Source organism: Pseudomonas sp. ZY71, from assembly GCF_036542145.1.
Classification (GTDB): domain Bacteria; phylum Pseudomonadota; class Gammaproteobacteria; order Pseudomonadales; family Pseudomonadaceae; genus Aquipseudomonas; species Aquipseudomonas koreensis_A.
In genome coordinates this window covers 2,566,109-2,579,040 of the sequence record NZ_CP144274.1, presented here as the reverse complement: position 1 = coordinate 2,579,040, position 12,932 = coordinate 2,566,109, and the positions used below count along the sequence as shown (strand labels likewise).

The following is a 12,932-nucleotide window of genomic DNA, read 5'->3' as shown; positions in this document are numbered from 1 at the left end:
CCACTTAATCGAGGGGAGAATTCGCCATGCCCGCTTCTGCTCAGAAACAAGCCAGCGACAGTACGACCGAGACACTTTCCCTGCTCGACCAGATCATTCTCGACGGCCGCATGGCCCACGATGACAGTCAGCAGGATTACGCCCGCGACATGCTCGCGGAATTCGCCACCCAGGTGCTCGACGAAGGCATGGCCATCGACAAGGACACCGTGGCGATGATCAACGACCGTATCAGCCAGATCGACGAGCTGATCAGCGCCCAGCTCAACGAGGTCCTGCATCACCCCGACCTGCAAAAACTCGAAGCCTCGTGGCGTGGTCTGCACCTGCTGGTGCAGAACACCGAAACCAGCACGCGGCTGAAACTGCGCCTGCTCAACGTCACACAGAAAGAGTTGCAGAACGACCTGGAAAAAGCCGTCGAGTTCGACCAGAGCGCATTGTTCAAGAAGATCTATGAAGAGGAATACGGCACCTTCGGCGGCCACCCGTTCAGCCTGTTGGTCGGTGACTACACCTTTGGCCGTCACCCGCAGGACATCGGCCTGCTGGAGAAACTGTCGAACGTCGCCGCCGCGGCGCATGCGCCGTTCATTGCCGCCGCCAGCCCGCGCCTGTTCGACATGAACAGCTTCACCGAACTGGCGGTGCCGCGTGATCTGTCGAAGGTGTTCGAGAGCCAGGAACTGATCAAGTGGCGCTCGTTCCGTGAGAGCGAAGATTCGCGTTACGTGTCTCTAGTGCTGCCGCATTTCCTCCTGCGTCTGCCCTACGGCCCCGACACCTCGCCAGTGGAAGGCATCAACTACGTCGAAGACGTCAACGGCACCGACCACAGCAAATACCTGTGGGGCAACGCCGCGTGGGCGCTGTCGCAACGCATCACCGAAGCGTTCGCCAAGTACGGCTGGTGCGCGGCGATTCGTGGCGCTGAAGGCGGCGGCGCGGTGGAAGGTCTGCCGGCACATACCTTCCGCACCAGCTCCGGCGATTTGTCGCTGAAATGCCCGACCGAAGTGGCGATCACCGATCGTCGCGAGAAAGAACTTAACGACCTCGGTTTCATCGCCCTGTGCCACAAGAAAAACAGCGATGTGGCGGTGTTCTTCGGCGGCCAGACCACCAATAAATCCAAGGTCTACAACACCAACGAGGCCAACGCCAACGCGCGCATTTCGGCGATGTTGCCGTACGTGCTCGCGGCCTCGCGTTTCGCCCACTACCTGAAGGTGATCATGCGCGACAAGGTCGGCAGTTTCATGACCCGCGACAACGTGCAGACCTACCTCAACAACTGGATCGCCGACTACGTGCTGATCAACGACAACGCGCCGCAGGAAATCAAGGCGCAGTACCCGTTGCGTGAAGCGCGGGTGGACGTCACCGAAGTCGCCGGCAAGCCTGGCGCCTACCGGGCGACGGTGTTCCTGCGGCCGCACTTCCAGCTCGAAGAGCTGACCGCGTCGATCCGCCTGGTGGCGACGTTGCCGCCACCGGTTGCTGCCTGACCTGCTTTGCCCCCGCCGCCGCTGCGGTGGGGGTTTTCTCTATTTAGCGCGACACCCTTCAGGAGTTTCAAGCGATGGATGCAATCATTCTCGACCTCGGCGGCGACATCAAAGGCGACAGCCTGCTCGAAGGTTTTGCGGACAAGATTGAAGTCATGTCCTACAGCCACAACGTGGCGATGCAAGTCACCAACGACGTCAGCAACTCGGAACGCACCTCCGGCAAACCCCATGTCGGCGAGTTCACCGTGACCAAGTTTATCGACAGCTCGACCCCGTCACTCAACGAATACTGCTGCGCCGGCAAACCGATCCCCGAAGCCATCATCACCATCGGCCGCAACGCCGCCGAAGGCAGCGGGCAGTTGATGCCCTTTATCGTCTACACGCTCACCAACGTGGTGCTGTCCAACGTCAGCGTCAGCGGCGGCACCGGCGGCAAACCGGTGGAAACCGTGTCGCTGAACTTCACCAAGATCAAATGGGAACTCACCGCACAGAAAGACGACGGCACCAAGGAAGGCACCGCCGCGTCGACCTGGGATATGGCCGCCAACAAGCTTGTCAGCTAACCCGGCGCTCTGGCCATGGCAGGCACCGGCATGCGCGCGCCACTGTTCGAACGCCTCGCGTCCAGCGAGGCCGAAGGCGCGCGCGAGTTCGATCGGCAGGACTTGCTCGACTCGGTACACGCCGAGCTCGGGCGCTTGTTCAATACGCGACGAGGCCCGCGCACGCTGACCACGCCACCCAGTGTGATCGACTATGGCATCGCCGACTGGAGCGCTCTGCAACAACAGCGCAGCGACGACCGTCGGCGACTGGCGCGGGACATCCGCGAAGCCATCACGCATTTTGAACCGCGCCTGCTGCTGGCCGACGTTCAGGTCAATCCCTTGCCCGAGCACCCGCAGCAAATGAGCATTCGCCTGCTCGGTGAGTTGCGTAGCGGCCAGCAACACTGGCCGGTGGCCTTTGTCATCGAGCCCGGTGGCCAAGGGCTGGAGGTGCGCCATGAGCGACTCGATTGACCCGCAACTGCTCGACTACTACCAACGCGAACTGACCTGGCTGCGCCACGCTGGCAGTCAGTTTGCCGAGCGCTACCCGAAAGTCGCGCGGCGTCTGGAGCTGTCACCGGGCGAGTGCCCCGATCCGCACGTCGAGCGTTTACTGGAAGGTTTCGCCCTGCTCGCCGCACGCTTGCAACGGCGTCTGGATGACGACTACGCCGAGTTCAGCGATGCACTGCTTGAGCAACTATATCCGTTGGCGATGCGGCCGCTGCCGTCCTGCGCCATCGTGCAGTTCGAGCCTGATCCGAGCAAAGGCAATCTCGATGACGGCTATCCCCTGCCCCGTGACACGCCGCTGTTCGTGACCACCAGCAAGGGTGAAAGCATTCACTTTCGCACGTCGGCCGCCGTGCGTTTGTGGCCGATCGAAGTCACCGAGGCGTTGTTGCTCGGCAGCGATGAAGCCCAGGCATTGACCGGAGTGGCGCAGTCGCGTTCGGCATTGCGCCTGAGTCTGCGCTGCCGCGGTGAAAGCCAATGGTCGGCGCTGGGCATCGAGCAATTGCGCATTCATCTGGCGGCCTCACCGGTGGTCAATGCCTGCCTGTATGACCTGCTCGGCGCCCATGCGGTGCAAGTGCTGGCGGGATCGCCGGGCAGCGTTCCGACAGCGCTGAAAGGCCTGCCGAAGATCGTCGGTTTCGCTGATGACGAAGCGCTGTTGCCGGATGAAGACGGGGTCCATCCGGGCATGCGTTTGCTCGCCGAATACTTTGCTTTCCCGGACAAATTCCACTTCTTCGATCTGCCACTGGGCGGTGTCTCCAGCGACAGTCAGACACTCTATCTGTACATCGTTTTCGACCGTGCCCCAGGCAGCCGCGTGCACTTGCAGGCCAGCGACATCGCCTTGGGCTGCGCGCCGGTGATCAACCTGTTCCCGCGTACTTCCGAGCCGCTGCGCCCCGACGGTACGCGCAGCGAGTATCGGTTGATCGCCGACAGCCACCGCGAAAACAGCGTCGAGATCCACAGCATTCGCGGCATGCGCGCCAGCTCCAGTGCTGGCGTGCAGCGTCTGCCGGCGTATTACGGCAGCCAGCACAGCGGCGGCGATCAACAGCGTTACTGGCATGCGCGGCGGGTCAACGGCATGACGCCGAACCGGCTCGGCAGCGATTTGCTGGTGAGCGTGGTCGACACCCGTTTCGAGCCACAGACCGACCTGCCCGATTACAGCCTCACGGCAGAATTGCTCTGCACCAACCGTCATCTGGCGCAAAGTCTGCCGGCCGGTACGCCGCTGGGTTTCGAGCGCCCTGGCCCGGTTGCCTGGGCACGCCTGCGCAACCCGCCGAGCGCGCAAAGTCTGCCGCGCCTGGACGGTGATTCGCGCTGGCGACTGGTGTCGCAACTGACCCTCAATCACCTGTCACTGGTCGAAGGCCCCCAGGCGCTGGACGCACTGAAAGAGATTCTGCATCTGCATAACCTGCGTGATGAGGCCAGCGCCTTACGACAAATCGAAGGCTTGCTGCAGCTCAATTGCCAACGCGTGATCGGCCATGTCGGCGCCGATGCCTGGCGCGGCTGGCGCAATGGTCTTGAAGTGCAGTTGCAGCTCGATCCGCAGCACTTTGTCGGCAGCAGCGCGGTGCTGTTTTCGGCGGTGCTGGCGCAATTCTTTTCCCTGTACGCCACGGCCAATCGCTTTGTGCGCACCGTCCTGATGCAGTCCGACAAGGAGGTCAAGGCATGGCAACCCCAAGCCGGCATGCCTCTGTCGCTCTGACGCTGAGCCAACGTCTGCGCCGCGATCCACAGGCGTTCGAGTTGTTGCAGGCGTTGCTGGTGCTGGAACGCGAGCAACCTCAGGCCGAACCCCTCGGCAGCGGTACCTCACCTCAGGCCGAAGCGGTGAAACTGCGCGGACCACTGACGCCGATGTTTGCCATCAGCCAGCTCGAAGCACTGCGCGAAGAACCCGGCGAGCCGCTGACGATCGACACGCCGATATTCGGTCTCGGCGGCCCTGACGGCCCACTCCCCTACGCTTATCAGGATTGGCTGCAACAACGGGCGCGGGCCAAGGATCACGCGCCGGCGGCGTTTCTCGATCTGTTCCAGCATCGCTTGCTCAGCCTGCTTTACAAAGTGATGCGCAAACACCGGGTGGCGCTAGGCTTCGTCACACCGGGGGCGTCACCGGTGCAGGCGCAATTGCGCGCGCTGACCGGTTTGCTGCCCAAGGCTTTGCAGGAACGTCAGGCGGTGCCCGATTGCGCGGTATTGGCCTGCACCGCGCTGTTTGCCGACGGCCGCCGGTCGCTGGCCGGGTTCGCCGCGATTGTGCGCGAGCAGTTTGCCGTGCCAGTCGAGTTAAGCGCCTACGAGGGTGCCTGGCGGCAGATCCCGCCGACCAGCCGCAGCGTGATCAAACCGGGTGGACGCAACCTGCAACTGGGCCGCAGCGCCGTGGCCGGCACCCGGGTCTGGGATGAACATGCCGGCATTCGCCTGACCCTCGGACCGTTGCCGTCGGCGCAGGCCGCATGCTTCTTGCCGGATGGCGAAGCGCACCCGGCACTGGCCAGTCTCGCGGCACTGTATTTCGGCCCGGATCTGGAGGTCAGACTGGTGCTGCGGGTCCGCGGTGCCGTGCCGCTGAAACTCAGTCGACAGGCGCCGGCCCTGGTCAGCTGGAACGGCGGTTTGCAGCGTCAGGCCAGCCTCACCGTGCAAACGATCGAAACCCGCCTTCGTCAGCTGGAGATCACCTGAACATGGAACTGGCCAGCCTGATCGGACGCCTCAACCCGGACAATCGTCGCGCTCTCGAACGCGCCGCCCAGCGCTGCTTGCAACGCGGCCATCACTTTGTCGAGATCGAACATCTGTTGCTCGAGCTGCTCGACATCGAAGGCGGCGACTTGGCTTTTCTGTTGCCGCGCTTCGGCCTCGAACGTGACGCGTTGACGGCTGAGATCAACAAGGCGCTGGATCTGTTCAAGGCCGGCAGCACACGCACGCCAGCACTGTCGTCGCACACTTTGGGTTTGCTCGAAGACGCGGTGGTCCAGGCCAGTGTGTTGGGGCTCGACAGCATTCGTTCCGGGTTGCTGTTGTTGGCGTTGGTTGATCGCGATGAGCGCCGCAGTCTGTTGCTCAACAGTGCCTCGTCGTTACTGCGGATTCCCAAAGAAGCACTGCGCGCGAATCTGCTGGAATGGACGGAAAACTCTCGCGAGCATGTCGGCCCGCGCGCGGTGTCATCGGCAAATCCAGCAACACGTCAGGACTCGGTGCTCGATCAATACACCCAAGACCTGACCGCCGACGCCCATGCCGGGCGCATTGATCCGATCGTGGGTCGCGACGGCGAAATTCGCCAATGCATCGACATTCTGCTGCGCCGCCGGCAAAACAACCCGATTCTGGTCGGCGCGCCGGGGGTGGGCAAAACCGCCGTGGTCGAAGGCCTGGCCCTGCGCATTGCCGCCGGCGACGTGCCGCCATCGTTGCAGGAAGTCAGTTTGCGCGTGCTGGATCTGGGTCTGTTGCAGGCCGGCGCGGGGGTCAAAGGTGAATTCGAACAGCGTTTGAAAGGCGTGATCGATGCGGTGCGCAGTGCCGACAAACCGATCATCCTGTTTATCGACGAAGCGCATACGTTGATCGGCGCTGGTGGTGCCGAGGGTGGCAGCGATGCGGCCAACCTGCTGAAACCGGCGCTGGCCCGTGGCGAGTTGCGCACCCTCGCCGCCACGACATGGCTGGAGTACAAAAAATACTTCGAGAAAGACCCGGCCCTCGCCCGCCGCTTTCAACTGGTGCAGGTTGAAGAACCGGACGAAATCACTGCCGTGGAAATGCTTCGCGGCGTGGCCGCCAAACTTGAACAGCACCACGGCGTACAGGTGCTCGATGCCGCTATTCATGAAGCGGTGAAGCTCTCGCACCGCTACATTTCCGGCCGCCAATTACCGGACAAAGCCATCAGCGTGCTCGACACCGCGTGCGCCCGGGTCGCCCTCGGCCAGCACGACGTGCCGCCGCCGCTGGAAAGCCTGCGTCACCGCCAGCAAAGTCTGCAAGAGGAAGTCGAACGCCTGCGCCGCGAACAGGCCACCGGGCTGGACCATCGCGAACGCATCACGCTGCTGGAAAGTGAGTCGAAGAGCAACGTGCAGGCGATTCGCGAACTGCAAACCCGCTGGAGCGAAGAGCGCGTGGCCGTGCGCGAACTGCTCGATACCCGGCGCGAACTGCTGGCCTTGAGCGAACGTGCCGACAGCGACAAACCCGATGAAGCCACCGACAGCCGCATCGATCATCTGGCCGCCGAACTGCTGCGCCTTGAAGCCGGACTCGATGCAATCCGCCAGGACGATCCACTGGTGCCGGAACAGGTCGACACCAAAACCGTCGCCGCCGTGATTGCCGGCTGGACCGGCATCCCCGTCGGCAAAATGCTCGCCGACGAAGCCCACGCGGTGCGCACACTCGGCACGCGTATGGGCCAACGGGTGATGGGCCAGAGCACCGCACTCAACACCATCGCCCAGCGCTTGCAGGCCTACCGCGCGGGACTGACCGATCCGCAAAAACCAGTGGGTGTGTTCCTGCTGGTCGGCCCTACCGGCGTCGGTAAAACCGAAACCGCTTATGCCCTGGCCGATGCGTTGTACGGCGGCGAACGCAATCTGATCAGCATCAACCTTTCGGAATATCAGGAAGCCCACACCGTCAGCCAACTCAAAGGCGCACCACCGGGTTATGTCGGTTATGGCAGCGGTGGCGTGCTGACCGAAGCGGTGCGGCGCAAACCGTATTCGGTGGTGTTGCTGGATGAGATCGAAAAGGCCCATCCGGATGTGCTGGAAGCGTTCTACAACGTCTTCGACAAAGGCTTGATGGAGGACGGCACCGGGTTGGTGGTGGACTTCAAGAACACCGTGATGCTCGCCACCAGCAATGTCGGCGCTGAGCTTTTACTCGATACGCCGGTTGCACAACTGGGTTCCGAGGCTTTCAACGAAGCGCTGCATAAAGTCTTGCTGCAAGCCTTCCGCCCGGCGTTTCTGGCGCGCATGACCGTGGTCGCGTATCGGCCGCTGGATGAGGCGACGCTGGAAGGGATTGTGCTCGCCAAGCTGGAAAAACTACGTGGCCGTTACAAGGCTGCGACCGGCAAGCAATTCGAGTTTGATTCGGGAATTGTCAAAGCGGTGCTCGCCAAGTGCAGCGCGGCGGGTGCGCGGGATGTCGAGAATGTGTTGATGACGCAGGTGACGGGGAAGTTGGCGGAGTGGGTGTTGGAATAGTTCAGGAGGCTCCATGCTTTTTATGCATCATGGCTCTGAAAACTGCATTGAATTTGCGGTGTACTCAGGCGAGAACCCTAAAGGCAACGAAGCCGCTTATCAGCTGATCGACAGTAGTAACGAAGCTGGGGTCAGGCGACGCGCGCAACTAATGTTCAATATGCTCGGCATCGAGGTGACCGCTCACGCGGGGATGTTTGACATCCTTGCGCAATGGATCCGATGCACCGACTACGACAAGCTTCAGGCAGACATTTACAAGCGAATGTCAGCAGAGGGCATGCAAAAAAGACAGGAAGCCGGCATCAATGCCGAATGGCGCTATTACAACAATTATGTTGACCTGGCATTGGCCTTGTTTGGCGAATACCTTTCCAAACCCACGCTCGACCAGGAAACAGAGGTTGCGGGACTGGTACTTACGTCTGAAAAGGTGAATACACAGTTGACGTCTGTCTGCAAAAAAATAAACGCCTACGCCGAGGAAAAATTTGAAGAGGTTGATCGCAATAAACTTGTAAAGGGTGCTTATTCCACGCTGCATGCCAACCTGACCTGGACTCAGTGGGACGAAGGCTATGAAGGAATGAGCACGACCGAAAAGTTGCCATTTCTTTACGACATCACGATGTCCTTCAAGAAAAAGCTGGATTGGACCGAGCAACCCATGGACCAAGGCCAAATCACTAAAGACAACATGCGAATCAATGTGAGTACGCCCAACGAGGATTTCTACTGGACGTCACAGGCACGCTGGGCCGCAGTGCCGATATGGGCAGCGCCCTCCTACACCACTCAACTCATGCTGCTGGTTGCGCAAGAGGCCGGGGCCACGGTCGACGAACTGCAAGCATTCGCCTACGTCATATTCGCCTACTGGTGTCGGGTTTATCCACATACCGCAACGCCCATTCACCGTATGTACGGTGTGATGACAGCGGCAAGAGAATTCAAAGTACCGGTACTTGCCTGTGATCCTGCGCAAATGTACCTGCAAGCCGTGATGTTCATGAGCTAGTACTGACAGGGCTTTGGCCCAGGGAGACGGGCAATGCGCGTATTCACGATTTTGTGTCATGGGACTGACTTCAATCGACATGTCGAGAATGAACTGGTGGCGGAATTTGGCCGGTTTCTGCATGGCAGCGAAGTACAGGTGGCAGGACTGGCAACGCGGACGGCCCGTACGCCACTCAGTGGCGAGTATTTGATTCTGGAAGGTGTCGGTTCAGAAAGTGGACCCGGTGCGCCTATGCCGGGAACCGTCAATCCCTACACCCTTGCGCCGAAAGTCGAGGAGCCCCAGCCTGTCACCCTGCTGGATGCCATGATACTGGGACTGGGAGCAGACTCTGATTTCAAACGTGAATTCGACGGCGAAGGACTGCCCGCCCCCTACAGAATCAGCGGAAAAGTAACCGGTGAAGGTTGGGACGACAATGTTCAAAGAGCTGTCGGCATCGTCGTCAATCTTGCACAGTCGCCACAGGTCATCAACATATTGGGGTGGAGCCGCGGAGCAGTGACCGCGATAAAAATCGCCAACAAGCTCAACGAGGTTTTCGCGACATCGATACAGGTCAACCTCTTCTGTGTTGATCCGGTCTACGGTGGTTTTGGTGTATCTACTGAGCCAGATGTAACGATCATTCCAGTCAATGTGAACTGCGCGGTCATCGTTCTGGCATTACATGATCAACGGCAGACGTTCGCGCCCTCGGATCTTTCGCGACTTCACGTAGAAAACCCAATGGTCACCACGGCCATCTTCTTGCCCATGAGCGGCACACACGTCGAAGTTGTCCGAGCGACATCAATAGATCATTCGCACTCTTCAAAAGTCGTCAGGCATCTGGCGTATCGGTTCCTGGTGAAATTCGGCACTCGTTTCAAGGGCGGTTTCGATGCGTCGATGGACCTGTTGGATACCTGTTATTGCTACGCCAAGATGCTGAAGAATGCGGGGTCCTATGACGCCGGGGCGAAGTCATCATGGATGGATTACATCATGGGTGTGGGGTACAACAATCGCGATTTCACCGGCCAATTGCCAACCTATACGGCGCACTCTGATCACTTCATCAATGAACATCACCGTGCCTGCTTCAGACAAGCATTTCCACGGTTATACGCGTTGCTGTTCACTCAAGGAGGACCTGTGGTGTCATCCACGACCCTCCCCGAGTTGCGTCGGCTCTATGTGCAGACCAAGCAGGAACACCCTCTGATCTCCGGAACGCTGGAGCCGCTATTCCGAACCGAATTCATGAAGTACGTCGCGGCCTATCACTCCAACCGGATTTCGCCCCGCATGCTCGCGTGCATCCTGATGCTGGTAAAAACGGGCACTTCGCCAAAACTGGCTTTGCTCAACAGGGCCTGGCCGGCCGGTATTTTGCCCGTCCCGTAACGATCCACGGCTGTTCTTTGCGCTACTGACTATCTCTGCCATTGCCTGAGGTATGAAATGCCCCGCGCCACCGACAGCAACACTACGCTTTCGTTGACCGCCTCGTCATTGTCGGCGCTTTACCCTGAGTCACTTTCCGGCGAAGAAGCGCTCAATCTGTTGAGCACACAAACCCTGCACGGCCTCAACGACGGCACCTCCCTCACACTGACCAGCGCCGTCGCCACCCACGTCACCACGACGTTTCACAACGATGCACAACTGCGCCCGTTCGACGCGCTGGTCGCCGAGATTCGCCAACTGCCTGCCGACGCCACCGCCGAGCGTTATCAACTCCTATTAAGACCATGGCTCTGGTGGCTGACCCTGGCCAGCAATAACCGCGTATTCCAGAACCTCGCCACCTCGGACATCGTCACGACGATTTTCAAAGCCCACGGTTTCACCGACTTCAAGCTGTCGCTGACCGGCAGTTACACCCCACGCGAGTACTGCGTGCAGTACGGAGAAACCGATTTCGCCTTCGTCTCGCGGTTACTGGAAGAGGAAGGCATCTTCTGGTTCTTCACCCACGATGAAGGCAAGCACACGCTGGTGCTCGGCGACAGCAACGATGCCTTCGTACAGATACCCAACGGGCCGACGGTCAAGTACCTGGGCCAGGGCCTGGGCGAGCGTGAATTGCATGGCATTCGCTCCGGGCAGGTCTGTCTGCAAGCAGTCGCCGGGGTGTATCGAGCGACGGATTACGAATTCAGCACACCGACCACCTCACTGTACGGGCAGGCTGAAGCGGTGGCCGGGCCGCTTTCGATGTACGAGCATCCGGGCGGTTATACCGCCAAGGCACGCGGTGATGCGTTGACCAAGCAACGGGTCGATGGCTTGCGCAGCGAGGAGAAACGTTTTGTCGGCGAAAGCGACTGCCGTTGGCTGATTCCGGGGCACTGGTTCACCCTCGCAGGCCACGATGATGCCAGTCTGAATATCGATTGGGTGGTGACGCGGGTCACCCACGACGTCAGCCACGAGCGCTATCGCAATCGTTTCGAAGCAATCCCGAAGGCCACGCCGTATCGCCCGCAACGGTTCACGCCAAAACCGCGCATGCACCCGCAAACAGCGATCGTGGTGGGCAAGTCCGGTGAGGAAATCTGGACCGACGAATACGGCCGTATCAAGTTGCAGTTCCCGTGGGATCGCGACGGCAAGAACGATGAAACCAGTTCCTGCTGGGTGCGCGTGGTGTTGCCGTGGAGTGGCAAGGGCTTTGGCATGCAGTTCATTCCGCGCATCGGTCAGGAGGTCATCGTCACGTTTATCGACGGTGATCCGGATCGGCCGCTGGTGACTGGTTGCGTCTACAACGGTGACAACGCCCTGCCCTATGCGCTGCCGGCCAATCAGACCCAGTCCGGAATTAAAACCCAGTCCTCCAAGGGTGGCGGTGGCTTCAACGAGTTGCGCTTCGAAGACAAGAAAGACGCCGAAGAAGTGTTTTTGCAGGCGCAGAAGGATCTGAATATCAACGTGCTCAACGACACCGCGGCCACCGTCGGTCACGATGAAACCCTCACGGTACAGAACGCCCGGACCCGCACGGTCAAGGATGGCGATGAGACTGTGACGCTGGAAAAAGGCAAACGCAGCGTGACGATTCAGACCGGCAGCGACAGCCTCGATGTCAAGGACAGCCGTACGGTGAAAGTCGGCGCCGACCAGAATCACAGCACCGGCGGCAATTACACCGACAAGGTCACCGGCGATTACAACCTGACGGTGGATGGCAACCTGACGATCAAGGTCAGCGGCACCCTCACCCTGCAAAGTGGCGGCAGCTTCACGATCAAGAGCGGCGCCGATCTGGCGACGTCCGCCAGCACCTCGATCACGCACAAGGCGGGCACTGCCTTGACCAATCAGGCCGGCACGTCACTGGACAACAAGGCCGGAACAACGCTGACCAACGACGCCGGCATCAGCCTGACCAACAAGGGCGCAGCCTCGCAGACCGTGGACGGCGGCGGCATGCTGACCATCAAGGGCGGTCTGGTGCAGGTCAACTGACAAGGAGAAGCCATGGCGATCACACCACTGGATCTGCAGCAGGATGACAAGCAACTCAAGGGACGTTTGCAGGACGGTCAACTCGATGGCCCGCTGAACATCAAGGATGACGGGCACAAACAAGCCGATCTGAATTACAGCCAGGGTGAGTTGCAAGGCACATCGCTGCTTTATCACCCCAACGGCAAGGTCTCGGCGCAGATGCCGTTTGTGCGCGACAAACTGCAAGGCGTGGCGAGTTTTTACGCTCCGGAGGGATTTTTACAGCGTAAGGCGACGTATCGACGCGGGCTGCTGCATGGCGAAGCGTTCAACTATTTCCCTGATGGCCAAGTGGCGGAGGCTGAGTTCTATCGCGATGGCGTACGTGAGGGGCGTTATCAGCGCTTTCATCCCAATGGCAAGCCGGCGCTGGAAGCGCGCTATGTGAACGGGCAATTGCTGGAGCCGGAACAAGGGTTTGCCGAGGACGGGCGGCCGCTGGGGGCGGATGGCAAGCCGATTTCGCGGGTGCGCTGGTGGTATCGGCAGTGGGCGGATCCGCAGCAGGCCTGAGAACCTTGAAGAGCCCCTCACCCTAGCCCTCTCCCAGAGGGAGAGGGGACCG

General features: G+C 60.3%; 10 protein-coding genes. All 10 read left to right on the top strand.

Annotated features, from left to right (window positions below):
• Window positions 1-26 precede the first annotated feature (26 nt).
• The 10 genes from tssC (at window position 27) to VY732_RS11420 (ending at window position 12,880) form a co-directional block, all read left to right on the top strand.
• Window positions 27-1,508: a type VI secretion system contractile sheath large subunit gene (gene tssC, locus VY732_RS11465; protein WP_007911038.1), complete on the top strand. Its 1,482-nt coding sequence runs from the start codon at window positions 27-29 to the stop codon at window positions 1,506-1,508.
• Window positions 1,509-1,582: 74 nt separating this feature from the next.
• On the top strand, window positions 1,583-2,080 hold the full coding sequence (locus VY732_RS11460) for an Hcp family type VI secretion system effector (protein WP_007911046.1): 498 nt from the start codon (window positions 1,583-1,585) through the stop codon (window positions 2,078-2,080).
• A 15-nt stretch (window positions 2,081-2,095) separates the two neighbouring features.
• Window positions 2,096-2,539, top strand: coding sequence for a type VI secretion system baseplate subunit TssE (gene tssE / locus VY732_RS11455; RefSeq protein ID WP_123593913.1), 444 nt, complete (start codon window positions 2,096-2,098; stop codon window positions 2,537-2,539).
• A complete protein-coding gene (tssF, locus tag VY732_RS11450) occupies window positions 2,523-4,316 on the top strand; it encodes a type VI secretion system baseplate subunit TssF (protein WP_077573414.1) in 1,794 nt (597 codons plus the stop codon). The genes tssE and tssF overlap by 17 nt, the downstream gene beginning before the upstream one ends.
• Window positions 4,280-5,305, top strand: coding sequence for a type VI secretion system baseplate subunit TssG (gene tssG, locus VY732_RS11445; protein ID WP_116031221.1), 1,026 nt, complete (start codon window positions 4,280-4,282; stop codon window positions 5,303-5,305). The genes tssF and tssG overlap by 37 nt, the downstream gene beginning before the upstream one ends.
• Before the next feature lie 2 nt (window positions 5,306-5,307).
• Complete coding sequence (gene tssH, locus VY732_RS11440) at window positions 5,308-7,848, top strand: type VI secretion system ATPase TssH (protein ID WP_116031223.1); 2,541 nt, start codon at window positions 5,308-5,310, stop codon at window positions 7,846-7,848.
• A 13-nt stretch (window positions 7,849-7,861) separates the two neighbouring features.
• Window positions 7,862-8,866, top strand: coding sequence for a hypothetical protein (locus tag VY732_RS11435; RefSeq protein WP_077573417.1), 1,005 nt, complete (start codon window positions 7,862-7,864; stop codon window positions 8,864-8,866).
• Between the two features lie 33 nt (window positions 8,867-8,899).
• Window positions 8,900-10,258 (top strand): hypothetical protein, encoded by a 1,359-nt coding sequence (locus VY732_RS11430; RefSeq protein ID WP_077573418.1) that lies wholly within the window; start codon window positions 8,900-8,902, stop codon window positions 10,256-10,258.
• Window positions 10,259-10,315: 57 nt separating this feature from the next.
• Window positions 10,316-12,325, top strand: coding sequence for a type VI secretion system Vgr family protein (gene tssI / locus VY732_RS11425; protein WP_331695441.1), 2,010 nt, complete (start codon window positions 10,316-10,318; stop codon window positions 12,323-12,325).
• A 12-nt stretch (window positions 12,326-12,337) separates the two neighbouring features.
• Window positions 12,338-12,880, top strand: a complete 543-nt coding sequence (locus tag VY732_RS11420) for a toxin-antitoxin system YwqK family antitoxin (RefSeq protein WP_116031228.1) — start codon at window positions 12,338-12,340, stop codon at window positions 12,878-12,880.
• The last annotated feature ends 52 nt before the right edge of the window (window positions 12,881-12,932 follow it).

Coding starts and splice junctions, on each gene's coding strand:
- tssC (WP_007911038.1), top strand. CDS start 27: ATGCCCGCTTCTGCTCAGAAACAAGCCAGCGACAGTACGACCGAGACA.
- VY732_RS11460 (WP_007911046.1), top strand. CDS start 1,583: ATGGATGCAATCATTCTCGACCTCGGCGGCGACATCAAAGGCGACAGC.
- tssE (WP_123593913.1), top strand. CDS start 2,096: ATGGCAGGCACCGGCATGCGCGCGCCACTGTTCGAACGCCTCGCGTCC.
- tssF (WP_077573414.1), top strand. CDS start 2,523: ATGAGCGACTCGATTGACCCGCAACTGCTCGACTACTACCAACGCGAA.
- tssG (WP_116031221.1), top strand. CDS start 4,280: ATGGCAACCCCAAGCCGGCATGCCTCTGTCGCTCTGACGCTGAGCCAA.
- tssH (WP_116031223.1), top strand. CDS start 5,308: ATGGAACTGGCCAGCCTGATCGGACGCCTCAACCCGGACAATCGTCGC.
- VY732_RS11435 (WP_077573417.1), top strand. CDS start 7,862: ATGCTTTTTATGCATCATGGCTCTGAAAACTGCATTGAATTTGCGGTG.
- VY732_RS11430 (WP_077573418.1), top strand. CDS start 8,900: ATGCGCGTATTCACGATTTTGTGTCATGGGACTGACTTCAATCGACAT.
- tssI (WP_331695441.1), top strand. CDS start 10,316: ATGCCCCGCGCCACCGACAGCAACACTACGCTTTCGTTGACCGCCTCG.
- VY732_RS11420 (WP_116031228.1), top strand. CDS start 12,338: ATGGCGATCACACCACTGGATCTGCAGCAGGATGACAAGCAACTCAAG.